This is a genomic window from Pseudomonas sp. RGM 3321 (assembly GCF_022836805.1).
GTDB lineage: Bacteria > Pseudomonadota > Gammaproteobacteria > Pseudomonadales > Pseudomonadaceae > Aquipseudomonas.
Genome location: NZ_JALHBH010000121.1, coordinates 155,322 through 180,507 on the forward strand (window position 1 = coordinate 155,322; position 25,186 = coordinate 180,507).

A 25,186-nucleotide genomic window follows, 5' to 3' on the forward strand; every position below is an offset into this window, starting at 1 on the left:
AAAAAGCCCTACGCCGCAGCGATGCTCAAAAAGAAAGGGGACGCTTGGGCGTCCCTTGCGTACGTAAAGATCAAAGAGGAGAAACCTTGATCAGCAACGCGAGGTTGCCATTGTCCAGATAGGTCAGCTCACCGTTCTTTACCCTGGCAGTCTGCTTCAATCGTTCACTGCTGATGACCACGCCATGCGGGTCCAGCTGGTTGACCCAGAATTGTGCACCAATATCGGTGAAGCGTGCCATCGCCAGACTCACGGTTCCCTCGATCGGGAAATGCCCAAGCCGCTCTTCACCACTGGTGATGGCGACTTTTCCCGGTTCGGTGCCGATGCTCTGCTGCCAGGCGCGCTGCATCAGTACTTCATAGTGGCCGCTGCCTTGCAGTTTGCTCGCCAGATCATTGAGGGCGGGGCTTCGTTCATCGTTCGCGTCGATCTTCTGTGCGCCCTTGTCCCAGTTTTCCGGTACAAGCTGGCGGGTCGAGGCCGGCTCGCCGCTCTGGCGAAACAGCAGAATCTCGACCTGATACAGGCCATCGGCGAACGCGGCCGGCGCGATCAGCGTCAGCAGCAGGATCAGTGAACGAAACAGAAGCATGCGTGAATCCTTCAAGCAGTTTTCGGGGTCAGGCGCTCAAGCAGCGCTTCGATCGTGTTGAAGCGCTCTTCCGGGCGCTCCATGGGAACCATGAATTTGAACAGCGTGGCACCTTCGAACTTGTAGCGGTTGGGCTGGCTCTGGATCAGCTTGATCAGGGTCAAAGGATCAACCGGCGTCTCGGCCGCGAACTCGATACGGCCACCTTGCGGGCCACCGTCGATTTTCCGGATGCCCAGCTGTTCGGCGTGCAGTTTGAGCAGCGTGATACGCACCAGATTCTTGGTCGGCTCCGGAAGCAGGCCGAAGCGGTCGATCATTTCGACCTGAAGGTCCTTGAGGGCCTCTTCGTCAGCGGCGTTGGCAATGCGCTTGTAGAGAATCAGGCGCGTGTGCACATCTGGCAGGTAGGCTTCGGGGATCAAGGCCGGCACGCGCAGGTTGATTTCCGGTCCGCCGCCCAGCGGCTGATCGAGATTGGGCTGTTCGCCCTTGCGAATCGACTTCACCGCGCGCTCGAGCATTTCCATGTACAGGGTAAAACCCACGGCCTGGATCTGACCGCTCTGGCCGTCGCCGAGCAGTTCGCCTGCGCCACGAATCTCCAGGTCATTGGTTGCGAGCACGAAGCCCGCGCCAAGGTCCTGAGTATTGGCAATCGCTTCCAGACGCTTTTCGGCGTCTGGGGTGATTTGCTTGCGCGGCGGAGTCAGCAGGTAGGCATAGGCCTGGTGGTGACTACGCCCGACGCGGCCGCGCAACTGGTGCAACTGGGCCAGACCGAACTTGTCGGCGCGCTCGATGATGATGGTGTTGGCGCTCGGCACGTCGATGCCGGTCTCGATGATGGTCGAGGCGATCAGCACATTGAAGCGCTTGTGGTAGAAGTCGCTCATCACCTGTTCGAGTTCGCGCTCGCGCATCTGCCCGTGTCCGATGCCGATACGCGCTTCCGGCACCAGCTCGGCCAGATCGGCGGCGCATTTCTCGATGGTCTTGACGTCGTTGTGCAGGTAATAGACCTGGCCGCCGCGCAACAGCTCACGCAGCAGGGCTTCCTTGATGGTCGGCTTGTTCTGCTCCATCACGAACGTGCGCACCGACAGCCTGCGCGCCGGTGGTGTGGCGATGATCGACAGATCACGCATGCCCGACACGGCCATGTTCAGGGTGCGCGGGATCGGCGTTGCGGTCAGGGTCAGAATATCGACCTCGCTGCGCAGCGCCTTGAGCTGTTCTTTCTGGCGAACGCCAAACCGGTGTTCTTCGTCGATGATCACCAAGCCGAGGTTCTTGATCTTGACGTCATCCTGCAACAGCTTGTGCGTCCCGATGACGATGTCGATCTTGCCCTCGGCCAGATCGGCAACTGCGGCGCTGACTTCCTTGGCCGACTTGAAGCGGCTCATCACCTCGACGGTCACCGGCCAGTCGGCGAAACGGTCGCGGAAGCTGTTGTAGTGCTGCTGGGCGAGCAGGGTGGTCGGCACCAGAATGGCCACCTGACGCCCGCCATGCACAGCGATGAAAGCGGCACGCATGGCCACTTCGGTCTTGCCGAAACCCACGTCGCCACAGACCAGACGATCCATCGGCTTGGGCGCCAGCATGTCGGCGCGCACGGCGTCGATGGTGGTCTGCTGATCCGGCGTTTCTTCGAACGGGAAGCCCGCGCTGAAGGTGGCGTAGTCGGCTTTCGGGTCGGCGAAGGCATAACCCTCACGGGCTGCCCGGCGTGCGTAGATATCCAGCAGCTCGGCAGCCACGTCGCGAACCTGTTCGGCTGCCTTGCGCTTGGCTTTCTGCCAGGTTTCCGAGCCCAGGCGGTGCAGCGGCGCGCTCTCGTCGTCGCTGCCGGTATAGCGGGCAATCAGGTGCAGGTTGGCGACCGGGACGTACAGCTTGGCGTCCTCGGCGTAGGCCAGCATCAGGAATTCGGCGACCTGATTTTCGACTTCCAGCGTCGCCAGCCCCAGATAGCGGCCAACGCCATGGTCGATGTGCACCACCGGCGCGCCTTCGCGCAGTTCGGTAAGGTTCTTGATGACGGCGTCGTTATTGCCGCCATCGGTGCGCTTTTCGCGGCGGCGGCGCTGCATGACTCGCTGGCCGAACAGCGGGCTTTCAGCGACCAGCGCCAGCGCGGGTTGCTCCAGCAGCAGGCCGTCGTCCAGCGGGGCGATGGTGATTGCCAGCCTGTCCTTGCCATCGACGAAGTCCTGCCAGCTGTCGACCGTTTTCGGCCGCAGCTTCAGGCGTTCAAGCAGTTCCAGCAGCACTTCACGGCGACCGGCGGACTCTGCGGTAAACAGCACGCGACCGGGGAAGTCATCAAGAAATGTCGACAATGCCGCCAGTGGCTGACTGGCCTTGGCTTCAATGGACAGATCCGGCAGGGTCTGGGCCGGGAAGCGCTCGCGCCCGGCTCCGGCATCGACATCCTGCTGGCTGGCCACAACGCGCGGCCAGTTTTTCAAGCGTGCAAAGCAATCTTCCACCGGCAGGAACAGCTCGGCCGGTGGCAGCAGTGGCCGTGCAGGGTCGACGCGACGTTCTTCATAGCGGTTGCGCACGTCGTTCCAGAAATTCTCTGCGGCCTGCTCGATACCCGGCAGGGAAAACACCTGAGTGTCCTGCGGCAGATAATCGAACAGCGTCGAGGTTTCCTCGAAGAACAACGGAATGTAGTACTCGATACCGGCGGGCGTGATGCCGCTGCTCAAGTCCTGGAAAATCGGGCTGCGCCGGAAGTCCACGTCGAAGCGCTCGCGAAAACGCGCCTTGAAGCGCGTGACTTCTTCTTTCTGTAGCGGGAATTCGCGGGCAGGCAACAAGCGCACCGACTCGACCTTGTCGATGGAGCGTTGCGTGTCCGGATCGAAGGTGCGCAGGGTTTCGATTTCGTCGTCGAACAGGTCGATACGGAACGGCAGCTTGCTGCCCATCGGGAACAGGTCGATCAATGCGCCGCGCACGGTGAACTCGCCGTGCTCGTAAACCGTGTCCACGTAGCGATAGCCGCTGGCTTCCAGGCGCGTGCGCATGGCCTCCACATCAAGCTTCTGACCGACATCCAGCACCAGGCTGCTGCCGAGCAGGAATTTGGTCGGCGCGAGTCTGTGTAGGGCGGTCGTGATGGGTACTACCAAAACGCCATGCTCCAGCTCCGGCAGGCGATAAAGGCTGGCGATGCGCTGGGAAATGATGTCCTGGTGCGGCGAAAACAGGTCGTAGGGCAGGGTTTCCCAGTCCGGGAAGTGCAGAACCGGCAGCGTGGGCGCAAAAAACTTCAGCTCTTGCTCCAGCCGCTCGGCGCTCTGGCTGTCGGCGGTCAGTAGCAAGGTAAAGCGCTTGGCTGCGCTGGCGGCCTCGGCAATGGCCAGGCTCAGTGCGGCACCGGGAAGATTGCCCCAGTGTTGTTTGCCTGCAGCGGCAGAAAGATGCGGTAGACGCAGAACTGGCACGGGAAGGTCGGGCTCCAGGCGTTGCAACAGGGGCGGCGATTGTAACGGGGGAAGGTGGTGGCTGTCAGTTTTCCGGAGTGTTACCGCGTATTTACGGGCGAAAATTATGTAGTGCCCACCGATATGACAGTCGCGCATTGCTCATAAACAAAGGCGCGGTCATAATGTAGCCCCTTTTTTCAGCCCCTACATGTGGAAGGTTCCCGTGACTCAGAAGCCCGACCAGTGTCTTGGTGAATGGATCGATCGTGAAGCTCTCGCCGAAGCGATGATCCCGCTCATCGGTCAGCTCTACCGCAATAATAATGTGGTGAGTTCGATCTATGGCCGCAGCCTGATCAACCGTTCAGTCATCGCGATTCTCAAAGCTCACCGCTTTGCGCGTCATCGTCAGTCCGATGCGGTTGAGTTGTCCGTACACGAGACGTTCCCGCTTGTAAAAGCGATGAGCGAGCTCAAACTGGGTGCCGCTTCGGTGGACCTGGGCAAGCTGGCCGTGAAGTTCAAGACTGAAGGCAACGGCCGCACGCCCGAGCAGTTCGTACGTGAAGAACTGGCCGGTGTAGTGGGTCAGCAGGGCACCAGCCCGCGCAAGGGCACCGATGTCGTGCTTTACGGTTTCGGTCGTATCGGTCGCCTGCTGGCGCGGATCCTGATCGAGAAGACCGGTGGTGGCGACGGTCTGCGTCTGCGTGCCATCGTGGTCCGCAAAGGCGCGGAAAACGATCTGGTCAAGCGTGCCAGCCTGCTGCGTCGTGACTCGGTACATGGTCCGTTCGATGGCACCATCACCATTGATGAAGCCAACAGCACCATTACCGCCAACGGCAACCTGATTCAGGTCATCTACGCCAAGAACCCGTCCGAGGTGGATTACACCCAATACGGTATCAAGGACGCTCTGCTGGTGGACAACACCGGTGTATGGCGTGATGCCGACGGTCTGGGTCAGCACCTGGCCTGCCCGGGCATCGACCGCGTGGTATTGACCGCGCCGGGCAAAGGCAAGCTGAAGAACATCGTGCACGGTATCAACCACGGTGAAATCACCGCGGATGACAAAATCGTGTCCGCGGCATCCTGCACCACCAACGCCATCGTGCCGGTGCTCAAGGCTGTCAACGACAAGTTCGGTATCACCAACGGTCACGTTGAAACCGTTCACTCGTACACCAACGACCAGAACCTGATCGACAACTTCCACAAGGGCGATCGCCGTGGCCGCAGCGCCGCGTTGAACATGGTCATCACCGAAACCGGCGCAGCCACCGCTGCGGCGAAGGCGCTGCCTGAGCTGGCCGGAAAGCTGACCGGTAACGCGATCCGCGTTCCAACGCCGAACGTGTCCATGGCCATTCTCAACCTCAACCTCGAGAAGCCGACCACCCGCGAAGAAATGAACGAGTACCTGCGCTACATGGCGCTGCACTCGGACCTGCACAAGCAGATCGACTTTGTGAACTCGCAGGAAGTGGTGTCCACTGACTTCGTCGGCTCGCGTCACGCCGGTGTCGTGGACGCCGAAGCCACCATCGTCAACGATAACCGCGTTGTGCTGTACGTCTGGTACGACAACGAATTCGGCTACAGCCACCAGGTGGTTCGCGTGATGGAAGACATGGCAGACGTCAATCCGCCTGCCTTTCCGCAGTAAATGTTGAACGCTTGAACTGCCCGGTCTGACCGGGCAGTAAATAAACGGGCCGAACCCTGCGCATGCAGGCTTCGGCCCGTTTTGTTTTGTTGCGTGTCATGAGAACCTGTCGGGCACAGCCCTTGTGGATGACGGAGTAGTCAAGGATGAGCAGTTCGGCCATGGACGGATCGCAGCAACACCTCAAAAGCAGCTTCTTTTTTCTGTTTCTGACGATTTTCGTCCCCTTTGGTCTGGGGCATTTCGTTTCGTACCTGTTTCGTACCGTCAATGCGGTGATCTATGTCGATTTGCAGGCCGACCTGAGTTTGCCCGCGAGCAGCCTGGGGTTGTTGACCGGGGTTTATTTTCTGACCTTCGCTGCCGCGCAGATTCCCCTCGGCGTCATGCTTGATCGTTACGGCCCGCGCAGCGTGCAGGCGCCGATGCTGTTGTTTGCGGTCGCCGGTTCGGTCATCTTCAGTATTTCCAGCACCGAAACAGGGTTGTTGATCGGGCGGGGTCTGATCGGCCTGGGGGTAGCGGGTTCGCTGATGAGTGCCATCAAGGCGTGTGCCATCTGGTTGCCAATCGAGCGTTTGCCGCTGAGTACCGCCTGCCTGCTGTCGATTGGCGGGCTGGGTGCTATGGCGTCGACCACGCCTTTGCATGCGTTGCTGAGCTGGCTGACCTGGCGAGAAGCGTTTCTGGCGCTGGCGCTGCTGACCTTTTGTGTGGCGGTGGTCATACACCTCAGCGTCCCCAAGGCCTACGAGAGCAAAAATACTCGCTACAGCGATATGTTCGCTGCGGTCGCCAAGCTGTACTCGTCCTGGACGTTCTGGCGTCTGGCGTTGTACTCGGTGTTCGCGCACGCCATCTATATGTCGGTACTGTCGCTATGGATGGGGCCGTGGTTGCGTGACATGGCCGGGCTGAGCGATTCAGGCATGGCCAATGTACTGCTGTTCGGCGCCATCGCGATGGTGGCAGGGTCCCTGACGTTCGGCACGATCACTGATTATCTGCGCGGGTTCGGCGTACAGCCGATCATGGTCTGTGGCGCTGGCATGGTGATCTTCATCGGTTTCCAGATGCTGATGGCCAGTGGTCTACCGGTGTCACCTTATATTGTTGCGATGGGCTTCAGCTTCTTCGGCACGTCGACCACCATGAATTACGCCATTGTGGCGCAATCGGTGGCACCGGAGCTGGCGGGCAGGGTCAGCTCTTCCTTTAATCTGGTGGTGTTTGTGCTCGCGTTTTTCCTCCAGTGGCTGATGGGTGTGGTGCTCAACCTGTGGCCGGTTGTGCAGGGTGCCGGTCATCCGCTTGAGGCCTATCAGTGGTCGCTTGGTTTAATGATTGCGTTGCAATTGCCTGGGGTGCTGCTCTGGCTCGGCTTTCGACCCTGGAGGTGGGCTGTCTGAAAAAACAAAACCCCGGCCGAGATCAACTCGTACCGGGGTTTTGCTTTTAGCCGTTACAGCTATCTGATTGATCAAGCGATGAATCAGGCGGTTGCAGGTGCTCCAGGCGCTTCAAGCTTCTGTCCGCCTTTGCGGAACAGCACCAGCGTAGCAACCAGGCCTAGCACAGCTGCACCTGTCAGCCAGATACCGGGCGCTGCCTTGTTGCCCAGCACGTGGATCAGGTAAGTACAGGCCGCTGGCGTGAAGCCACCGAAGGTCGCCGTTGCCAGGCTGTAGGCCAGCGAGAAACCGGTGGTGCGGACTTCGACCGGCATGATCTCGGTCAGCGCCACGACCATTGCGCCGTTGTAGGAACCGTACAGGAACGAGAACCACAACTCGACCATCAGCAGATGGCTGAAGCTTGGGTGCTCTACCAGCCACGACAGCGCAGGGTAGGCGGTGGCGATGGCCAGTACGGTCGCTGCAATCAACAGCGGCTTGCGGCCGATGCGATCCGAGAACGACCCCATGATTGGCAGCCAGATGAAGTTGGACACGCCGACGCAGACGGTCACCAGCAAGCTTTCCAGGTCAGTCAGGTTCAGTTCGTTCTTGCCGAAGGTCGGGGTATAGGCGGTGATCAGGTAGAACGACACTGTGGTCATCACTACCAGCGCCATGCCGCCCAGCACCAGGCCAAAGTTCTGGCTGATGGAGCGCACCACTTCACGCAGCGTCGGGCGGTGCGTGCGGGCTTCGAACTCCGGTGACTCTTCCAGCGAACGGCGGATGATGAAGATCGCCGGCACAATCAGGCAGCCGATCAGGAACGGCACGCGCCAGCCCCATTCACCCATTTGCTCCGGGCTCAGCCAGTGGTTCAGACCTACGCCCAGCAAACCGGCGAATACCACCGCAGCCTGTTGACTGGCGGACTGCCAGCTGACAAAGAAACCTTTGCGACCCGGTGTCGAGATTTCAGCGAGGTACACCGAAACACCACCCAGCTCGACGCCAGCCGAGAAGCCTTGCAGCAGGCGACCGAGCAGCACCAGCAGCGGTGCAACAACGCCCAGAGTGGCGTAGCCCGGCACACAGGCAATCAGCAAAGTGCCCATTGCCATCATCGCGAGGGTGATAATCAGGCCCTTGCGACGTCCGTGACGGTCGATATAGGCACCGAGAAAGATCGCGCCCAAGGGGCGCATCAGGAAGCCCGCGCCGAAGGTCGCCAGCGACAGCATCAACGAAGCGAAGGCGCTGTCGGAAGGGAAAAATGTCTTGGCAATGGCCGTGGCGTAAAAGCCGTAGACCATGAAATCGAACATCTCGAGGAAGTTACCGCTGACAACGCGAAAGATCGCTTTGCCCTTACTTGTTGTGGAGGCCATTTAGTTACTCGCTCAGGCTCGTCGGCTTGGAGTCCGTTGTCGTTGTTATCCCGTTTACATCGCCATTACGTGTGTGCGACTGGCGATGCACATTTGTAACAGTATGTGTAACAGGGCTCAAAGACAACCGTTTCGGCGATTTGCTATCACTTAACAGACGCTTGACAGGTATGACCGGTCGATGCGTGCACGGCTTATCAAATAGATGAAACCGGATGAACAGACATGCCGTATGGGAACCATAAGCCCGACACTGACCACTTAATACTTTGGTCGACCTCGTATGGGTGAGGCCTGGTCCTGGTCCGAGTGGGCCGCTATGGACGGTTTTCTGTCTTGTTTGCCAATGAAGGCAAGTCATTCTGAATGGTTTTTTTAGTGCGGGGCATGAGTTTGCGTGGGTTTTGCAGGGTTGCAGGGTGCCTGATGCTGCTGGCGTGTGCTGGTTGCGGTCAGGAACGCAAGCTGGAGAGCTTTGGCGGGCCGGCCATGGGCAGTCACTATTCAGTGGTATACGTGCGCGCCTCCGGGCAGCCTGAACCTGAGGTCGTGCGCCCGCAGATCGAATCGATTCTGGCCGAAGTCGATCAACAGATGTCGCTTTGGCGCAGTGACTCGGATATCGAGCTTTTCAATGCATTGCCTGCCAATAGCTGTCAGACCATGCCCGAACCGGTTTTGAAACTGATCGGTGTTGGCGAGCAGCTGTCACGGGACAGTGATGGTGCCTTCGACCTGACGGTGAAGCCGCTGATGGACCTTTGGGGGCTGGGCGCTCATGCACTGTTTGAGCAAATGCCGCTGGTGCGCCAGTTGGCCCGCACTCGAGCGACGGTGGGCTATCGTGGTCTGCGCGTCGTCGGGCAAAAGTTGTGCAAAAGCGCCGCTGTGCAAGTGGACCTCAATAGTATTGCCGCCGGTTATGCGGTAGATCGCATCAGCGAGCGCATGGAAAAGCTGGGGTTGCACGATTATCTGGTGCAAGCCACGGGTGAACTGAAAGTCAGCGGGCTCAAGCCCGACGGCTCGCCCTGGCGAGTGACGCTGGACGAGCCACTCGATGATGGCACTGTCACGCAAAAAGTATTTCCGCTGAAGGGCTACGCCGTGTCTACATCGGGCGACTATCGTCGTTACGTCGACCATGACGGGTGGCGCATTTCCGATACGCTCGATGCCTTGACCGGTAAGCCGATCAGCCACAGCCTGGCGTCTGTGACGGTCATTCATCCCTCGGCGCTGATGGCTGACGGTCTGTCTTCCCTGCTGTTGATTCTCGGCCCGCAGCGCGGTTGGGATTATGCGCAAGAACATAAAATCCCTGCTTTTTTTGTGATTCGTGCCGATAAGCGCTTTATCATCCGCAGCAACGCGTCGTTTGATCGTCTGGCGGTGGAGCGGCCGCAGTAAGTCAAGATGCCGGATGTTCCGGTCACTTTCCACCCTGCACAGACAAAAATTGGCCTTCGACGCGACCAAGGGTTAATGTTCGCCGCCTCGGTGCAGCGCTAGACTGCGCCGCGTGATTTAGCCAGAGATGCCAGAGTGGCGCCTCGGTCTGTTTAAAGGAGTACGCATGGCTGTCTACAACTACGACGTAGTGGTACTGGGTTCCGGCCCTGCCGGAGAAGGCGCGGCAATGAACGCCGCCAAGGCGGGGCGCAAGGTCGCCATGGTCGACAGCCGTCGGCAAGTGGGCGGTAACTGCACCCATTTGGGCACCATTCCGTCCAAGGCTCTGCGTCACTCGGTCAAGCAGATCATTCAGTTCAACACCAATCCGATGTTCCGGGCCATTGGCGAGCCGCGCTGGTTTTCGTTTCCGGATGTGTTGAAAAACGCCGAAATGGTCATTTCCAAGCAGGTGGCCTCGCGCACCAGTTACTACGCCCGCAACCGTGTCGATGTGTTCTTCGGCACCGGCAGCTTTGCCGACGAGACCAGTGTCAACGTGGTCTGCTCCAACGGCGTAGTCGAAAAGCTGGTGGCCAACCAGATCATCATCGCCACCGGTTCGCGCCCCTATCGTCCGGCCGACATCGATTTCAGTCACAAGCGCATTTACGACAGCGATACCATTCTCAGCTTGGGCCATACCCCGCGTAAGCTGATCATTTATGGCGCGGGCGTGATCGGCTGTGAATACGCCTCGATCTTCAGTGGTCTGGGTGTTCTGGTCGAGCTGGTGGATAACCGTGACCAGTTGCTGAGCTTCCTGGATTCGGAAATCTCTCAGGCATTGAGTTATCACTTCAGCAACAACAACGTGATGGTTCGCCACAACGAAGAATACGAGAAGGTCGAAGGTCTGGATAACGGCGTTGTCCTGCACCTCAAGTCCGGCAAGAAAATCAAGGCAGATGCTTTGCTGTGGTGCAATGGCCGTACCGGCAACACCGACAAGCTGGGGCTGGAAAACATTGGTCTCAAGGCCAACGGTCGTGGCCAGATCGAGGTGGACGAGAACTATCGCACCAGCGTTTCCAATGTCTATGGCGCAGGCGACGTCATCGGCTGGCCAAGTCTGGCAAGTGCTGCCTACGATCAGGGCCGCTCGGCGGCCGGCAGCATGGTCGACAACGGCAGCTGGCGCTATGTCAACGACGTACCGACCGGGATCTATACTATTCCGGAGATCAGTTCGATCGGCAAGAACGAGCACGAGCTGACCCAGGCCAAGGTGCCGTACGAAGTGGGCAAGGCGTTCTTCAAGGGTATGGCGCGTGCGCAGATTTCCGGTGAGCGGGTCGGGATGCTGAAGATTCTGTTCCACCGCGAGACGCTGGAAGTGCTGGGCGTGCATTGCTTCGGTGACCAGGCGTCCGAGATCGTGCACATCGGTCAGGCGATCATGAGCCAGCCGGGTGAAGCGAACACCATGAAGTACTTCGTCAACACCACGTTCAACTACCCGACCATGGCCGAAGCCTATCGGGTAGCGGCATACGACGGCCTCAACCGGCTTTTTTAAGCGACTCCGGCCGGTGGCCTGAGCCGGCCGGGGAGACCGATTTCAGCGACTCCCGAGCGTGGCGGTGGCCAAACCGGGAAAGTCTGTAATCAGGCTGTCGACGCCGAAATCAGCGAGTCTGCGCATCAGTGCAGGCTCGTTGACCGTCCACACAGACACATGCAGGCCCTGACGCTGTGCTTTGTGCAGGCGCTCCGGGGTACACAGTGTCCAGTTCAATGCCAGAATCTCACAGCCGTAGCTTTGCGCGACCTTCAACGGGTCGAGCCAGGCGTACTCGGCCACCAGCCCGCGCGAGATGTCCGGCGTCAGGTCGAGGGCGGCGCGCAGTACTTCACGAGAGCTGGAGGTGATGGTGACCTTGTCGAGCAAGCCATGACGCTGAGCCATTTCACGAATGGCCAACACGGTGTTGGCGGCGCGGGTGCGCGAAGCGCTTTTGACTTCCAGTTGCCAGTGCTCGAAATCGCATTGCTCGAACAACTCTTCAAGGCGCGGAATAGGGCAGGGCGAGACCCAGCCGGGGCCACCTTTGCGCGCGTCATAGGTCATCAGGTCGGCGGCCAGATGCTCATTGACCTTGCCGCGTCGGTCGGTGGTGCGCTTGAGGGTCGGGTCGTGAATGACCATCAACTCTCCGTCCAGTGACAGATGCAGGTCCAGTTCACAGCGGCGCACGCCGTGCTTGATGCATTCCTGGAAGCTTACCAGGGTGTTTTCCGGTGCTTCGCCCTTGGCGCCGCGGTGGCCGTAGATAAGGGTCACGTTTACTCCTGGCCGTTAAGGCACCCACTGCTGATATGAAATGATGAGGTGAAACGAAGCATCCCGGAAACTCAATTGCCGGATGGCTGACCCTGTTCAAGGGCCTGACGTCGATGCTGAGCCTGACGCTGCAACACGTGACGTGCGAGCAATTGGCGTTGAGCGTCCGGCAGGTTGACGAAGTCGGTGCTGATGTCAAAACCGCCATCTGCCCGTGCATCGCACTGGCTGACCCTGGCGCGCAGCATCAGCCCTGCTGCCTGGGGCATCAGCACCATCTTGAGCGACAGCTGTTCGCCCACGGCAAAACCTTGTTGCGAATTGAATTGAATGCCGCCTTCGGACAGTTTTACCGGCTGCGGAGCGCCCAGTTTGCCCAGTGCCGTATGTGCAACCACTTCGCCCAGCAGGTCGATACGCTTGCTCAGCGACTTGAGAAAACTGTTCAGCACCCGGTCGCGCTCGTCGAGTTGGCGCATCAAATGCTGCGATTCGAACTCGCTGACGTGCAGCTCGCTGAGCAGGTCGAACAGTGTCGAGGTGTCCTGCATGGCGTCCTGACTTGCCTGGTCGGCACCAGACAGCGGGTTAATTTCCAGTGCGACGCTGTCGTCGATACGGTAGTATTCGCGGCGTCCTGCTTCATCTAATGTCGACATGGCGAACCCAAGCTAGCGGCGGTGGTCTGAGAGTTTCGAGTGTAAAGCTGCACGTCAAGGCCCGCCACATGGACGTCCTCATTCCTGCGAACAAATTCCTACATGTTCAGACCTCTTTTTGTATTTATCGGCACGCGCTACACACGTGCCAAGCGACGCAACCATTTTGTTTCGTTCATCTCTCTGACGTCCATGATCGGCCTCGCCCTCGGCGTGGTAGTCATGATAGTCGTGTTATCGGTGATGAATGGCTTCGATCACGAAATGCGTACCCGCGTGCTCGGCATGGTGCCACACGCGACCATCGAATCGGCTGACCCGATCACTGACTGGCGTGGCCTGGCCGCGAAGGTTCAGGAAAACCCGCAGGTGCTGGCCGTCGCGCCATTCACCCAGATGCAGGGGTTGCTGACCCATGACGGCAAGGTTCAGAAGGTGCTGCTCAATGGCATCGACCCGGCCGAGGAGCGCAAGGTCTCGATCATTGACCACTTCATCAAGCAGGGCCAGCTCGACAGCCTGTCTCCCGGCAGTTTCGGCATCATGATCGGCGACAAGGCGGCTGCCAAACTGGGCGTCGTGGTCGGCGACAAGCTAACCTTTGTCGCGCCTGAGGTAACTGTCACGCCTGCCGGCATGTTCCCGCGCATGAAGCGTTTCGAGGTGACCGGTATCTTTCATGTCGGCGCTGGCGAAATCGACGGCTTCCTGGGGTTGACCAACCTTGATGACCTGGCTCGTCTGCACCGCTGGAAGCCCAATCAGGTGCAGGGTTTGCGACTCAAGTTCGACGATCTGTTTGCAGCGCCGCGCACCTCGTGGGAAATCGCCCAGAAGCTGGGCGAAAACAATTTCTATTCCCGTGACTGGACACGCACCCACGGCAACCTCTATCAGGCCATCCGCATGGAAAAAGCCATGATTGGCCTGTTGCTGCTGCTGATTGTGGCGGTTGCGGCATTCAACATCATTTCCACGCTGGTGATGGTGGTCAATGACAAGAAGGGCGATATCGCCATTTTGCGCACACTGGGTGCGACACCACGGCAGATCATGGCGATCTTCATGGTGCAGGGCACGGTGATCGGTGTGGTCGGCACGCTTATCGGCGCTGCGCTGGGCATTCTTGCAGCGCTTAACGTCAGCGCTGCCATCGCTGCGCTGGAAGGGCTGATCGGCCACAAGTTTCTCAACGCCGACGTCTATTTCATTGATTACCTGCCTTCGCAGCTGATGGCCCAGGACGTGTTCCAGGTCAGCGGTGCGGCGTTGGTCCTGAGTTTCCTCGCCACCCTGTATCCCGCCTGGCGTGCTGCGCGCACCCAGCCGGCGGAGGCGTTACGTTATGAGTGAGTCGGGCATGTCTGATAAAGCAGTATTGAGTTGCCGCAACCTGGGTAAATCCTACGAGGAAGGCCCGGAGTCGGTCGTGGTGTTGTCCGGTCTGCAACTGGAACTGCATCCCGGTGAGCGGGTCGCGATTGTCGGCAGTTCGGGGTCGGGCAAAAGTACTTTGCTCAACCTTCTGGGCGGCCTGGACACACCGTCCGAAGGCAGCGTCTGGCTGGCGGGCGAAGAATTATCGGCGCTGGGCGAAAAGGCGCGTGGCCTGCTGCGTAATCGCGCGTTGGGTTTTGTCTACCAGTTCCACCATTTGCTGCCCGAATTCACGGCGCTGGAAAACGTCTGCATGCCCTTGCTGATCGGCCGTACGGCGATACCCGAGGCCCGCAAACGTTCCACCGCGTTGCTCGAACGTGTCGGCCTCGGCCATCGTCTGGCGCACAAGCCTTCGGAGCTTTCCGGTGGTGAGCGGCAGCGTGTAGCCATTGCTCGTGCACTGATCAACCAGCCCGGTCTGGTGATGCTTGACGAGCCAACCGGCAACCTCGATCACCACACCGCGCAGGGCATTCAGGACCTGATGCGTGAGTTGAGCACGTCGTCGCGCACGGCGTTTCTGATCGTGACCCACGACATGAGCCTTGCCAGACAAATGGACCGCGTCCTGCGTCTGGAAGACGGTCGCCTCGTCGAGGCCTGATTGACCCGGCCCGGCGCAACTCATCGCGTCGGGCTCTACGTTTTTATACGGTGTTTTTTCCCACGGTGCTTCGCGAATGTTCAGACCGTTACCCATCTTCATCGGCATGCGCTATACCCGCGCCAAACGCCGCAAAAGCTTCATCTCGTTCATTTCGATGACTTCGATGATCGGGCTGGCACTCGGTGTGCTGGCGATGATCGTGGTGCTGTCGGTCATGAACGGTTTCCAGCGGGAAATGAGTTCGCGGATCCTGGGCATGGTGCCGCATGCGGTTATCGCGGGTGCCACACCGGTGGATGACTGGAAACCGCTGGCCGACGCTGCGTTGAAAAATCCTGAAGTCACCGCTGCTGTACCGTTTACCGACATGGAAGGCATGCTTTCCTACAAGGGCTCGATGCAGCCGATCCAGATCAGCGGCGTTGACCCGGCGCTGGAGCATGAAGTGTCGATTGTCACTCAGCACATTACACGAGGAAGTCTTGAAGACCTCAAGCCGGGCGAATTTGGTGTGGTACTTGGCGATATAACCGCGCGCCGCTTTCGCTTGAGCATCGGCGACAAACTGACCCTGATCGTACCGGAAGTCAGCAGCGCGCCGGGCGGCATCACGCCGCGCCTGCAACGTCTGACCGTCGTGGGTATTTTCAAGGTCGGTGCCGAGCTCGACGGTTCGATGGGCTTGATCAACATTGCCGATGCGGCGCAGATGCAACGCTGGCAGCCCAATCAGGTTCAAGGTGTGCGACTCGCGCTCAAGGATCTGTACAAGGCGCCCCAGGTGTCCACCGCCATTGCCGCCGGTCTGGGTGAGGGCTATCGCGCCGATGACTGGACCCACACCCAGGGCAGCCTGTTCAGCGCCATGAAGATGGAAAAGACCATGATCGGTCTGTTGCTGCTGATGATCGTTGCCGTGGCAGCGTTCAACATCATTGCCACGCTGATCATGGTGGTCAACGACAAGGGCGCAGACATCGCCATCCTGCGCACCATCGGCGCCACACCGCGGCAGATCATGGCGATCTTCGTGGTTCAGGGCACCGTCATCGGCATCGTCGGTACCTTGATCGGCGGCATCCTGGGGATTATTGCGGCGCTGAACGTCAGCAGCCTGGTGGGCTGGGTCGAGCGGGTCAGCGGCCAGCACATCTTCAGTTCCGATGTGTACTTCATCAGCAACCTGCCTTCCGAACTGCAGGCCGGTGATGTGCTGTTGATCTGCAGTGCCGGGTTTATCCTGAGCTTTCTGGCGACCATCTACCCCGCGTGGCGCGCCGCGCAGATCCAGCCAGCGCACGCACTGCGTTACGAGTGACAGGGCCTGAGTCACCTTCGTCGAGGCCGCAGGGCGGCCTGCGAGGGTAGCGGGGCAGAGCGGATTTTCGCTGAAAGCCCCAGGCAAACGCTATAAACTCGCCGCGTTAATTCACGATCCAGGTATCGCCATGCATCCCGCAGCCGAACACTCGCCGCTGGGCAAGTCCAGTGAGTACATCGCCACCTATACGCCGTCTTTGCTGTTCCCGATCCCCCGTGCTGCAAAATGGGCGGAGCTTGGGCTGACGGCTCAGACGCTGTCTTATCAGGGTGTCGATTTCTGGAATTGTTACGAGTTGTCCTGGCTGCTGCCATCCGGCAAACCGGTGGTGGCCATTGCCGAGTTCAGCATTCCGGCCGATTCGCCGAACATCATCGAATCGAAGTCCTTCAAGCTGTACCTCAACTCGTTGAATCAGACCGCCTTCGCCACTGTTGAACAGGTGCAGGCAACCCTTGAACAGGATCTGTCAGCTGCGGCCGGCAAGCCGGTTGGCGTGCGCATTCGCAGCCTGAGCGACATTGAAGGAGAGGGTGTGGCTGCTTTGCCGGGCGCCTGCATCGACGATCTGGATATCACGGTCAGTAGCTATGATCGCCCTCAGCCAGAGCTGCTGCGCTGCGATGAGTCGCAAATTATCGAAGAAAGTGTGCACAGTCATTTGCTCAAATCGAACTGCCCGGTCACCAGCCAGCCCGACTGGGGCAGTGTAGTGGTCGAGTATCGCGGGGCGGCGCTGGATCACAGCAGCCTGTTGGCTTACATCGTCAGCTTCCGCCAGCATTCGGACTTTCACGAGCAGTGTGTGGAAAGAATCTTCCTCGACCTGCAGCGTTTGCTCAAGCCGGAGAAGCTCACCGTATATGCGCGCTACGTGCGCCGCGGTGGTCTGGATATCAACCCGTATCGCAGCACAGAAACGCTGGACGTGAACAATCGCAGGCTGGCGCGGCAGTAGTAGCTTCTGCCGCCAAGGGCGTGGACGCAGAGCGTCCGGAACGGCATTCCCACGCGGAGCGTGAGGAACGATAGGTGTGTGGGCATGCATCGGGTGACGCTCTGCGTCGCACCGCGCATCAGCGGCCTTACGCAGAGCCAGCAGAGCGGCATTCCCCATCAGACTCCGATATTGCCCAGCGTCTGCACGATGTTGCGCAAGGTGCCAGCGATGGTCGGATGCTCCAGCTCGAAACGCTCGACGGCCAGGTTCACGCCGTCAGCCAGACTGCTGTCCTGTTCATGGGTGGCGTGTTCCAGCTGAATTTTAGTTTCGATTTGTTGCATGAGTTCGTGCAGGTTTTCCCGCTCAGACTCTGAAAGTGGCGGGTTATGCTCCAGTTGCTCGCGCAGGGTAGTGAGTTGTTCTTGCAGTTCGCGGGCGGGCATGACGTGCTCCTTGATTGATAAGTCTGTCTCATGGACTTCGCCGAAGAGCTAAAGGTCCATGATCACTCAAGACTAATCCAGTCAGTGCCTGGCTGCATGTGTATCAAGGTTTTTCACCTTTGCTGCGGCGTAATGCGATATCGGCCAGGCAGGACTCCAGATCGCCAAGGTGATCAATGACCGAGTGTACTCCCAGCGAATAGAGTTTGAGCGTGGCCTGCGCGCGTCGCTGTTCGCGTTCGGCGTTACTCAGCGTTTGCCACTGCGAAGGCGAAAGTCCGCACAATGGCCCGCAAGACGCCAGGCCAATGGTCCACAGCCCGGCATTGAGCCCGGACTGTAGCAAGCGCGGGTCGCCGCAGATCAGCACGCAGCCGTCCAGCTGGCTGACCTTGAGGGCCATCAGCGCCATCCAGCAAGCATCCGGGGCGGGCCATTTGGCGGTTGGGCGAGGGGCGGGAATCATCCAGTCACTTACTGGCTCGGCCAGCGTAGTGCTGACGGTTTCAGGCAGTTCGTCAAGCCAGGCGCAAGGCATTCCCTGATCACGCAGAGTCCGCAGAATATCCTTTGCGCCAGGTGTGAGCTGCGCATGCTCATGGCCTGGTACAAGCGAGTTCGCGGCCTGCGCACCAAAGTCCACCAGGCAGCCGCTAAGGCCGAACAGCAAGGCGGGGAAGGTTGGCAGGGGCGTAAGGACCGGCGCGAGCATGAGGATCTCTCTGAAATATCCAGAAACGCTACCGGTATTTTGTGACACTTGGATGAATGTGCGATGACGGGGTTTATCCGGAACCCTTTGCTGACAGACCTGCCTTATTCATGACAGAAGGCTTTATACTCCCTGTCCTAGCGTGTGGGGCGTAGCACCCGCGTCATTATTTCGATATCTCGATCAGGAGTGTCAGCTATGCCCGTGACCGGTGCAGGCTTTATCAAACGTTTGATGCAATTGTCCCTGTGTGCAGGCATGGCGCTGGTTCCGGTAGCCGTTCAGGCCGCTGAGGACGATCCGTGGGAAGGTATCAACCGCTCCATTTTCAGCTTCAACGATACCCTCGACGCTTACACGCTCAAGCCGCTGGCGAAGGGTTATCAGTACATCGCGCCGCAATTCGTCGAAGACGGTGTCCATAACTTCTTCAACAACATCGGCGATGTCGGCAATCTGGCGAACAACGTGCTGCAAGCCAAGCCTGAAGCGGCCGGTGTCGACACCGCGCGACTGATCGTCAACACCACTTTCGGCCTGCTGGGCTTCATCGACGTGGGTACCCGCATGGGCCTGCAACGCAACGATGAAGATTTTGGCCAGACACTGGGCTACTGGGGGGTGCCGAGCGGCCCGTTCGTGGTGATTCCGCTGCTGGGTCCAAGCACCGTGCGTGATGCCTTCGCGAAATACCCGGACACCTACACGTCTCCGTACCGCTACATCGATCATGTGCCGACCCGTAATACGGCGCTGGCCGTGAATCTGATCGATACACGTGCCAGCCTGCTGTCTGCCGAGCGTATGGTCAGCGGTGATCGTTACACGTTCATCCGTAACGCTTACCTGCAGAACCGCGAGTTCAAAGTCAAGGACGGAAAGGTCGAAGACGATTTTTAATCGACACTTTGCATCTGCATGACTAATAAAGGCGACCCTGGGTCGCCTTTATTATTTTTCGAAAGTGTGAAGTAATTCCGCCTGCGGGTCAGCGCATCGAGACGATGGAAAGCCCCAGTTTCTGTCCGCCGCCTTCTTCGTCATTGACCCACACCACCTCGGTTTCGGCCTCAAGTCCCTTAAGCGCAGGATGATCAGAGTCAATGCTCACGCTAAGCTTGTCCCCGACCTGAAATGAGCGTGGTGCCTGGACCTGCATGCCCGAACTGGAAAGGTCAATGCATACGGCGGGAATCACCTGGCCCGCGTGGATCAGGTTGACGTCTGCTTCGACGCGCATGCGGATGTAATCCCGCTTTTCCTCGTAGTTGCGATCATTTCCGCTCATGTACAGTCCTTCGTTTTAGTTGCTGATTTGTGAGTTCTTATAACTCCGGGTGATTTGCGATGTAAAGAGCGCAGAGTGAGGATAGGAGCATGCTTGAAACACCCGTCGGATGGGAGTACCGTCTGCGCCTTGAAGGGCACCTCTGAAACACGCCATGCACATCCAGTTGTCGCGTGTTATTACGGAGAGGCTAGAAGCGAATCCAGTAAGCTGGTTCCGGAAACACCGGGCCGCCTACGCCAACCTGATCTGGCGCCGTTTGCCCCCATGCCAAAAACCAGTGCCAAGCTGCTGATTATCGATGACGACGACGTAGTGCGCGCGAGCCTTGCCGCCTACCTTGAAGACAGTGGCTTCAGCGTTCTGCAAGCGAGTAATGGCTTGCAGGGAATTCAGATGTTCGAGCAAGAGAACCCCGATCTGGTGGTCTGCGATCTGCGCATGCCTCAGATGGGCGGGCTTGAGCTGATCCGTCAGGTCACCGCCATTGCTCCGCAGACGCCTGTCATCGTTGTATCCGGTGCGGGCGTGATGAGCGATGCGGTAGAGGCCTTGCGCCTCGGCGCTGCCGATTATCTGATCAAGCCCCTTGAAGATCTTGCCGTGCTGGAGCATTCAGTGCGTCGGGCACTGGACAGGGCTCGTCTGCTCACTGAAAACCAGGTCTACCGCGAAAAGCTGGAAAAGGCCAATCGCGAACTCGAAGCCAGTCTTCACCTGTTGCAGGAAGACCAGGACGCAGGTCGGCAAGTGCAGATGAACATGTTGCCGATCACCCCGTGGTCGATTGACGACTTCAAGTTCGCGCACCAGATCATTCCGTCGTTGTATCTATCCGGCGATTTTGTCGATTATTTCAGGGTCGACGAACGGCGCGTCGCCTTCTATCTGGCCGATGTTTCAGGGCATGGTGCGTCATCGGCGTTCATCACCGTGCTGCTGAAGTTCATGACCACTCGGCTGCTGTTCGAGTCCAAGCGTGGCGGCACGCTTCCGGAATTCAAGCCGTCTGATGTGCTGGGGCATATCAACCGTGGCCTCATCAGTTGCAAACTGGGCAAGCACGTTACGATGGTCGGCGGTGTTATTGATGAAGAGTCAGGTAAACTGACGTACGCCGTGGGTGGTCATCTGCCATTGCCTGTGTTGTATTCCGAAGGGCAGGCGCATTATCTGGAAGGCCGTGGGCTTCCGGTCGGATTGTTCAACGAGGCCACCTATCAGGATCACGAAATCGATCTGCCCGAGTCCTTCAGTCTGACCATGTTGTCTGATGGCATACTGGACTTGTTACCCGGTGATACACTCAGAGAGAAAGAAGCCGTCCTTCCCGAATTGGTCAAGGCGGCTGGCGGCAGCCTGGATGGCTTGCAGCGGGTTTTTGAATTGGCAACGCTAGGGGAGATGCCGGATGATATCGCCTTGTTAGTGTTAAGCAGGAATCTTGAATGAGTACCGGTAGAATCCAGTTCGCCGAGCAGGAAGGCACCTTCGTTCTCAAGTTCGTGGGTGAAGTGCGGTTGACGCTGTGTTCGGCTCTGGATGCGACTATCGAGCGCATCTTCACTGCGCTGAATTTCTCGGCGGTGGTCATCGACCTGACCGAGACGCGCAGCATTGACAGCACCACGCTTGGCTTGCTGGCCAAACTTTCGATCCTGTCGCGTCAGAAGGTCGGGCTGTTGCCGACTCTCGTGACCACTCACGAGGACATCACGCGCCTGTTGCAGTCGATGGGCTTCGATCAGGTGTTCAACATCGTTGACCGGCCTCTGCCGCGGCCTGAGTGCCTGACTGACCTGCCGTCGCAGGATCAGTGTGAGGAAGTGGTCAAGGCCAAGGTGCTTGAGGCACACAAGATCCTCATGGGCCTCAACGACTCGAATCGTGAAGCATTCCATGATCTGGTCAATGCACTGGAAGGTCAGCGCTAGGCACCATTAATGGCTTCTGTCCTTCTGATCACCGAACGGCAGGCAGCAAAAAGGGCGACACCCGTGAAGGTGTCGCCTTTTTCGTTATCAGGCTTTTGCGGAGAGCAACGCTTCCAGCTTTTCCTGATCGCGAGCGAACTGCCGAATGCCCTCAGCCAGTTTTTCAGTGGCCATGGCATCTTCATTGGAGGCCCAGCGGAACTGGCTCTCAGTGAGGCTCTGGTGAGCCTCACCGGCATTGCCCGGTGCAAGCTTGCGTTCCAGCGTGCCGGTATCTTCAGCCAGCTTCTTGAGCAGGTCGGTGCTGATGGTCAGGCGATCACAACCCGCCAGCTGTTCGATCTGGTTCAGATTGCGGAAGCTCGCCCCCATGACCACGGTTTTGAAGTCGTTGGCCTTGTAGTAGTTGTAGATGCGCGATACCGACTGCACGCCCGGGTCTTCTGCGCCGGTGTAGTCGGTGCCTGTCGACTTCTTGTACCAGTCGTAGATACGGCCCACGAACGGCGAAATCAGGAACACCCCGGCCTCGGCGCAGGCGACTGCCTGGGCGAAGGAGAACAGCAAGGTCAGGTTGGTCTGGATGCCATCCTTCTCGAGCTTTTCAGCTGCGCGGATACCTTCCCAGGTGGCGGCCAGTTTGATCAGCACCCGGTCACGTTTGATGCCAGCGGCGTCGTACAGACCGATCAAACGCTCACTGCGCTCGATCAGGGCGTTGGTGTCGAACGAGAGGCGTGCGTCCACTTCAGTGGATACGCGGCCCGGAACCACCTTGAGAATCTCCTGACCGATGGCGACTGCAAAGCGGTCGCAGGCCAGGCCGATGTCGCCCTTGCTACCGTCGAACGCTTCGCCCAGCATCTTGGCGTTGTTTGCGTCGGAAGCGGCCTTGAGCAGCAGGGAAGGGTTAGTGGTGGCGTCCTCGGGTTCGAGGCTCTTGATTGCGCCGAAGTCGCCGGTGTCAGCAACAACGGTGGTGAATTTCTTGAGTTGATCCAGCTTGGAAGTCATGAGCGTGCTCTGTCCTGTGCGGTTGGATGACATTACCCGAGCGCTGCCAACCACTCAAGGCCGCAGCGTTTACTGCTACCGATGATAGGCCCTGAGGGACGGCATTGTCGTGAATACCTTTGTCGAGACTGTTTTTGAGCCTCGCACGCACTGCTTGTTCCCTTGATATGAATTTAACCTCTGCCCAGCGGCCTGTGCGCTGCGCGATTGACGGGCCTATCAGGCCATCGGGCCTCTGGCAGCAGACATTTGCCTTGAGATTAAGCCGGTCTCGCAACCGGTCTGGCCGGTGGCGTCAAGCGGCGCATTGGGGTAAAGATGCTGTTCAACTCGCGATCATCTGAAGGAACCAGCATGCATTCACGACGCTTCCCCATCACTGCCGTAATCGGACTTTCCCTGGTGTCCATGGGCGTGTTTTCCATGGTTGCCAACGCCGCCGAGCTGTCACCCGATCAGTTGCTGAAAAAAGCCCAGGCCGAACAACCGGCCTACCTCGACACTGTCCGCCAGCTCGTTGATGTCGATACAGGCACCGGCCAGGCTCCCGGGCTGAAGACCGTCAGCGCAATGCTGGTCGAACGTCTCAAGGCGCTGGGCGCAGAAGTCTCCACCACGCCGGCAGAGCCTTCGGCGGGGGACAATATTGTCGGTACCTTCAAAGGCACCGGCACACGGTCTTTTCTGTTGATGGTTCACTACGACACAGTGTTCGGGCCGGGCACCGCCGCCAAGCGTCCCTTCAGGCTCGACAGCGAGCGCGCCTATGGTCCGGGCGTGGCAGACGCCAAGGGCGGCATAGCGATGATTCTGCACGCGCTGCAACTGTTGCAGAATGAGCGGTTCAAGGCGTTCGGCACGCTCACTGTGCTCTTCAACCCGGACGAGGAGACCGGCTCCAGCGGCTCGAAAAAAGTCATCGCCGAACTCGCCCGCCAGCATGACTACGTGTTTTCGTTCGAGCCGCCTGACAAGGATGCCATTACCGTTGCCACCAACGGCATCAATGGCCTGATTCTCGATGTCAAAGGCAAGTCGTCACACGCAGGCTCCGCGCCGGAGGCCGGGCGCAATGCGGCCATCGAGCTTGCGCACCAACTGCTGCAGCTCAAGGACCTCGGCGACCCGGGCAAAGGCACCACTGTTAACTGGACGCTGATCAAGGGCGGGGAGAAGCGCAACATCATTCCATCCAGCGCTTCGGCCGAGGCGGACATGCGCTATTCCGACCTCAGCGAGAGCGATCGCGTACTGGCTGACGGACAAAAGATCGTGAAGAAGACGCTGGTAGATGGCACCGAAGTGACCTTGCGAATGGAAAAAGGCCGGCCGCCGCTGGCCAGAAATCCCGGCTCCGACCAGTTGGCGAAAACCGCGCAGACGCTTTACCAGAAAACCGGCCGCACTCTGGAGCCGATTGCCATGCGTTTCGGTACCGACGCTGGCTATGCCTACGTGCCGGGCAGTGCAAAGCCTGCGGTGCTCGAAACTATGGGCGTGGTCGGTGCCGGCCTGCATGCCGACGATGAATACATCGAATTATCGAGCATCGCCCCCAGGCTTTACCTGACCGTGGCGTTGATTACGCAGTTGTCGAAGGGTGATGCAACGCCCTGATGGCCTGTTAGGTGAGCGCTGAAAGGCGTGGTCTTCGGTCCGCGCCATCTGTCGAGGTATCTGGCATTGCGATTGACCTGACCACCGATAAACGATTAACTGTATATGTATACAGTTAATCAGAAAAGGCTCGCCTCATGAGTGTTACCTTCCTTGGCCCGTTGTCGGCAGGGTGCATCAAACTCCCGTTCATATCGCTGTCGTCCGTTGGCTCCAGATCGCCAGTGGTCGAGAAGCATGTTTCCATCGCCGAGCTTTGTGAGGTCCGTGAGCCGCACGCCTACCTGGCCAGGATCGAAGACCAAGGCATGCAAGGGGGCGGCATGTGCAGCGGGGATATGCTGGTGGTCGACCGCAGCCAGTACGCCGAGCACGGTGACATCGTCGTTGCCTCGCTCAATGCACGGCAGATCTGCCGACGTTTGCACATGCGCGGCGATGTGGTGATTCTGGAATCGCAAAACCCGGATTACCCACCTCTGCATGTCACCGACAACGATGACCTGATCATCCTGGGCGTGGTGACCTACAGCCTGAAAAACCTGCTGGAGGGCCGCGCTGCATCATCAGCTCATCGATGAACAGACGCATGTCCTTGCATTGCACGCCGCTGCGTGATCTGCTGCCCACTCTATGGCTTTTACCGGAATACCGAGCGCATGCAAGAACGACTTGACCCGTTACGGCTCCCCAAGCCTGTACAGGGAGCAATCAGTGATCTGGTGAGAGCGCTCGACGCAACCAGCACCCGCGCCGACGTGGAAGCCGAAGCGGCGTTGCAGATCGAATACATTCATGGTCTGGAGACCAGCAGAAAGCTGCGTCCAGCCGATGCCGAAGCGCTGTACATCATTTTCGACGACGCAGTTCAAGCTCGTTTACAGGCACTTGCCGATTAGATTCGGTATTCCGCTATCCCCCTGACGGCGTGAACTTTACTTCAGACGTTATCTGTCCGCTTGATCGGGACGGGT

Annotated in this window: 23 protein-coding genes; 14 read left to right on the plus strand and 9 right to left on the minus strand. The window is 58.9% G+C overall.

Annotated elements, in window-relative coordinates:
- Positions 1-70 precede the first annotated feature (70 nt).
- Both RGM3321_RS26230 and mfd read right to left on the minus strand, forming a co-directional pair.
- On the minus strand, positions 71-595 hold the full coding sequence (locus RGM3321_RS26230; RefSeq protein WP_011267303.1) for a CsiV family protein: 525 nt from the start codon (positions 593-595) through the stop codon (positions 71-73).
- A gap of 11 nt (positions 596-606) precedes the next feature.
- Positions 607-4,059: a transcription-repair coupling factor gene (gene mfd / locus RGM3321_RS26235; RefSeq protein WP_244395477.1), complete on the minus strand. Its 3,453-nt coding sequence runs from the start codon at positions 4,057-4,059 to the stop codon at positions 607-609.
- Between the two features lie 190 nt (positions 4,060-4,249).
- On the opposite strand from mfd, the gene RGM3321_RS26240 reads away from it, so the two are divergent.
- The gene (locus RGM3321_RS26240; RefSeq protein WP_219171208.1) at positions 4,250-5,713 is read left to right on the plus strand and encodes a glyceraldehyde-3-phosphate dehydrogenase; all 1,464 of its coding nucleotides are present in this window, start codon (positions 4,250-4,252) and stop codon (positions 5,711-5,713) included.
- A gap of 146 nt (positions 5,714-5,859) precedes the next feature.
- Positions 5,860-7,122, plus strand: coding sequence for an MFS transporter (locus RGM3321_RS26245; RefSeq protein ID WP_244395478.1), 1,263 nt, complete (start codon positions 5,860-5,862; stop codon positions 7,120-7,122).
- 83 nt (positions 7,123-7,205) lie between these two features.
- On the opposite strand, the gene RGM3321_RS26250 is transcribed toward RGM3321_RS26245, so the two are convergent.
- Positions 7,206-8,498 (minus strand): MFS transporter, encoded by a 1,293-nt coding sequence (locus RGM3321_RS26250; RefSeq protein ID WP_058402029.1) that lies wholly within the window; start codon positions 8,496-8,498, stop codon positions 7,206-7,208.
- Positions 8,499-8,924: 426 nt separating this feature from the next.
- On the opposite strand from RGM3321_RS26250, the gene RGM3321_RS26255 reads away from it, so the two are divergent.
- The gene (locus RGM3321_RS26255) at positions 8,925-9,908 is read left to right on the plus strand and encodes an FAD:protein FMN transferase (RefSeq protein WP_244395479.1); all 984 of its coding nucleotides are present in this window, start codon (positions 8,925-8,927) and stop codon (positions 9,906-9,908) included.
- Positions 9,909-10,074: 166 nt separating this feature from the next.
- A complete protein-coding gene (gene sthA / locus RGM3321_RS26260) occupies positions 10,075-11,469 on the plus strand; it encodes a Si-specific NAD(P)(+) transhydrogenase (protein ID WP_058409715.1) in 1,395 nt (464 codons plus the stop codon).
- 42 nt (positions 11,470-11,511) lie between these two features.
- Here the strand turns inward: sthA and RGM3321_RS26265 are convergent, their stop codons facing one another.
- A complete protein-coding gene (locus RGM3321_RS26265; protein ID WP_244395480.1) occupies positions 11,512-12,234 on the minus strand; it encodes a glycerophosphodiester phosphodiesterase in 723 nt (240 codons plus the stop codon).
- Between the two features lie 71 nt (positions 12,235-12,305).
- On the minus strand, positions 12,306-12,893 hold the full coding sequence (locus tag RGM3321_RS26270; RefSeq protein WP_244395481.1) for a PilZ domain-containing protein: 588 nt from the start codon (positions 12,891-12,893) through the stop codon (positions 12,306-12,308).
- Between the two features lie 102 nt (positions 12,894-12,995).
- On the opposite strand from RGM3321_RS26270, the gene RGM3321_RS26275 reads away from it, so the two are divergent.
- The 4 genes from RGM3321_RS26275 to queF all read left to right on the plus strand — a co-directional run bounded on the left by RGM3321_RS26275 (position 12,996) and on the right by queF (position 17,219).
- Positions 12,996-14,246, plus strand: a complete 1,251-nt coding sequence (locus RGM3321_RS26275; protein WP_244395482.1) for a lipoprotein-releasing ABC transporter permease subunit — start codon at positions 12,996-12,998, stop codon at positions 14,244-14,246.
- A 7-nt stretch (positions 14,247-14,253) separates the two neighbouring features.
- Positions 14,254-14,937 (plus strand): lipoprotein-releasing ABC transporter ATP-binding protein LolD, encoded by a 684-nt coding sequence (lolD, locus tag RGM3321_RS26280; protein WP_011168252.1) that lies wholly within the window; start codon positions 14,254-14,256, stop codon positions 14,935-14,937.
- 76 nt (positions 14,938-15,013) lie between these two features.
- The gene (locus tag RGM3321_RS26285) at positions 15,014-16,258 is read left to right on the plus strand and encodes a lipoprotein-releasing ABC transporter permease subunit (protein ID WP_244395483.1); all 1,245 of its coding nucleotides are present in this window, start codon (positions 15,014-15,016) and stop codon (positions 16,256-16,258) included.
- Positions 16,259-16,388: 130 nt separating this feature from the next.
- Entirely contained in the window at positions 16,389-17,219 is an 831-nt protein-coding gene (gene queF, locus RGM3321_RS26290; RefSeq protein WP_244395484.1) for an NADPH-dependent 7-cyano-7-deazaguanine reductase QueF, read from the plus strand.
- Between the two features lie 158 nt (positions 17,220-17,377).
- Here queF and RGM3321_RS26295 read toward each other — a convergent pair whose 3' ends face one another.
- Both RGM3321_RS26295 and RGM3321_RS26300 read right to left on the minus strand, forming a co-directional pair.
- Positions 17,378-17,647, minus strand: a complete 270-nt coding sequence (locus RGM3321_RS26295; protein ID WP_122280301.1) for a DUF4404 family protein — start codon at positions 17,645-17,647, stop codon at positions 17,378-17,380.
- A 103-nt stretch (positions 17,648-17,750) separates the two neighbouring features.
- Positions 17,751-18,359, minus strand: coding sequence for an HAD family phosphatase (locus RGM3321_RS26300; protein ID WP_244395485.1), 609 nt, complete (start codon positions 18,357-18,359; stop codon positions 17,751-17,753).
- Positions 18,360-18,557: 198 nt separating this feature from the next.
- Here RGM3321_RS26300 and RGM3321_RS26305 point away from each other — a divergent pair, with 198 nt between their 5' ends.
- Positions 18,558-19,259, plus strand: coding sequence for a VacJ family lipoprotein (locus tag RGM3321_RS26305; RefSeq protein ID WP_244395486.1), 702 nt, complete (start codon positions 18,558-18,560; stop codon positions 19,257-19,259).
- An 88-nt stretch (positions 19,260-19,347) separates the two neighbouring features.
- On the opposite strand, the gene RGM3321_RS26310 is transcribed toward RGM3321_RS26305, so the two are convergent.
- Positions 19,348-19,647 carry a PilZ domain-containing protein gene (locus RGM3321_RS26310; protein ID WP_002552896.1) on the minus strand — a complete coding sequence of 100 codons (300 nt, stop codon included), beginning with the start codon at positions 19,645-19,647 and terminating at the stop codon, positions 19,348-19,350.
- A gap of 267 nt (positions 19,648-19,914) precedes the next feature.
- On the opposite strand from RGM3321_RS26310, the gene rssB reads away from it, so the two are divergent.
- Together rssB and rssC are read left to right on the plus strand one after the other, a co-directional pair.
- Positions 19,915-21,099 carry a two-component system response regulator RssB gene (gene rssB, locus RGM3321_RS26315; protein WP_244395487.1) on the plus strand — a complete coding sequence of 395 codons (1,185 nt, stop codon included), beginning with the start codon at positions 19,915-19,917 and terminating at the stop codon, positions 21,097-21,099.
- Positions 21,096-21,581 (plus strand): anti-sigma factor antagonist RssC, encoded by a 486-nt coding sequence (gene rssC / locus RGM3321_RS26320; RefSeq protein ID WP_003315067.1) that lies wholly within the window; start codon positions 21,096-21,098, stop codon positions 21,579-21,581. The genes rssB and rssC overlap by 4 nt, the downstream gene beginning before the upstream one ends.
- 87 nt (positions 21,582-21,668) lie before the next feature.
- Here the strand turns inward: rssC and tal are convergent, their stop codons facing one another.
- Positions 21,669-22,595, minus strand: coding sequence for a transaldolase (tal, locus tag RGM3321_RS26325; protein WP_244395488.1), 927 nt, complete (start codon positions 22,593-22,595; stop codon positions 21,669-21,671).
- Between the two features lie 354 nt (positions 22,596-22,949).
- Between tal and RGM3321_RS26330 the strand changes: the two genes are divergently transcribed.
- The 3 genes from RGM3321_RS26330 to RGM3321_RS26340 all read left to right on the plus strand — a co-directional run bounded on the left by RGM3321_RS26330 (position 22,950) and on the right by RGM3321_RS26340 (position 25,111).
- Positions 22,950-24,212, plus strand: a complete 1,263-nt coding sequence (locus RGM3321_RS26330; protein ID WP_244395489.1) for a M20/M25/M40 family metallo-hydrolase — start codon at positions 22,950-22,952, stop codon at positions 24,210-24,212.
- Positions 24,213-24,349: 137 nt separating this feature from the next.
- Positions 24,350-24,793 carry a S24 family peptidase gene (locus tag RGM3321_RS26335; protein WP_244395490.1) on the plus strand — a complete coding sequence of 148 codons (444 nt, stop codon included), beginning with the start codon at positions 24,350-24,352 and terminating at the stop codon, positions 24,791-24,793.
- A gap of 78 nt (positions 24,794-24,871) precedes the next feature.
- Positions 24,872-25,111, plus strand: a complete 240-nt coding sequence (locus RGM3321_RS26340; RefSeq protein ID WP_244395491.1) for a hypothetical protein — start codon at positions 24,872-24,874, stop codon at positions 25,109-25,111.
- Positions 25,112-25,186: the final 75 nt, after the last annotated feature.

What these genes read in the sequence shown, in the direction of transcription:
- RGM3321_RS26230 (WP_011267303.1), bottom strand. Translation starts at nt 595, where the DNA reads ATGCTTCTGTTTCGTTCACTGATCCTGCTGCTGACGCTGATCGCGCCG.
- RGM3321_RS26240 (WP_219171208.1), top strand. Translation starts at nt 4,250, where the DNA reads ATGTGGAAGGTTCCCGTGACTCAGAAGCCCGACCAGTGTCTTGGTGAA.
- RGM3321_RS26245 (WP_244395478.1), top strand. Translation starts at nt 5,860, where the DNA reads ATGAGCAGTTCGGCCATGGACGGATCGCAGCAACACCTCAAAAGCAGC.
- RGM3321_RS26250 (WP_058402029.1), bottom strand. Translation starts at nt 8,498, where the DNA reads ATGGCCTCCACAACAAGTAAGGGCAAAGCGATCTTTCGCGTTGTCAGC.
- RGM3321_RS26255 (WP_244395479.1), top strand. Translation starts at nt 8,925, where the DNA reads ATGCTGCTGGCGTGTGCTGGTTGCGGTCAGGAACGCAAGCTGGAGAGC.
- sthA (WP_058409715.1), top strand. Translation starts at nt 10,075, where the DNA reads ATGGCTGTCTACAACTACGACGTAGTGGTACTGGGTTCCGGCCCTGCC.
- RGM3321_RS26270 (WP_244395481.1), bottom strand. Translation starts at nt 12,893, where the DNA reads ATGTCGACATTAGATGAAGCAGGACGCCGCGAATACTACCGTATCGAC.
- RGM3321_RS26275 (WP_244395482.1), top strand. Translation starts at nt 12,996, where the DNA reads ATGTTCAGACCTCTTTTTGTATTTATCGGCACGCGCTACACACGTGCC.
- lolD (WP_011168252.1), top strand. Translation starts at nt 14,254, where the DNA reads ATGTCTGATAAAGCAGTATTGAGTTGCCGCAACCTGGGTAAATCCTAC.
- RGM3321_RS26285 (WP_244395483.1), top strand. Translation starts at nt 15,014, where the DNA reads ATGTTCAGACCGTTACCCATCTTCATCGGCATGCGCTATACCCGCGCC.
- queF (WP_244395484.1), top strand. Translation starts at nt 16,389, where the DNA reads ATGCATCCCGCAGCCGAACACTCGCCGCTGGGCAAGTCCAGTGAGTAC.
- RGM3321_RS26295 (WP_122280301.1), bottom strand. Translation starts at nt 17,647, where the DNA reads ATGCCCGCCCGCGAACTGCAAGAACAACTCACTACCCTGCGCGAGCAA.
- RGM3321_RS26300 (WP_244395485.1), bottom strand. Translation starts at nt 18,359, where the DNA reads ATGCTCGCGCCGGTCCTTACGCCCCTGCCAACCTTCCCCGCCTTGCTG.
- RGM3321_RS26305 (WP_244395486.1), top strand. Translation starts at nt 18,558, where the DNA reads ATGCCCGTGACCGGTGCAGGCTTTATCAAACGTTTGATGCAATTGTCC.
- RGM3321_RS26310 (WP_002552896.1), bottom strand. Translation starts at nt 19,647, where the DNA reads ATGAGCGGAAATGATCGCAACTACGAGGAAAAGCGGGATTACATCCGC.
- rssB (WP_244395487.1), top strand. Translation starts at nt 19,915, where the DNA reads ATGCCAAAAACCAGTGCCAAGCTGCTGATTATCGATGACGACGACGTA.
- rssC (WP_003315067.1), top strand. Translation starts at nt 21,096, where the DNA reads ATGAGTACCGGTAGAATCCAGTTCGCCGAGCAGGAAGGCACCTTCGTT.
- tal (WP_244395488.1), bottom strand. Translation starts at nt 22,595, where the DNA reads ATGACTTCCAAGCTGGATCAACTCAAGAAATTCACCACCGTTGTTGCT.
- RGM3321_RS26330 (WP_244395489.1), top strand. Translation starts at nt 22,950, where the DNA reads ATGCATTCACGACGCTTCCCCATCACTGCCGTAATCGGACTTTCCCTG.
- RGM3321_RS26335 (WP_244395490.1), top strand. Translation starts at nt 24,350, where the DNA reads ATGAGTGTTACCTTCCTTGGCCCGTTGTCGGCAGGGTGCATCAAACTC.
- RGM3321_RS26340 (WP_244395491.1), top strand. Translation starts at nt 24,872, where the DNA reads ATGCAAGAACGACTTGACCCGTTACGGCTCCCCAAGCCTGTACAGGGA.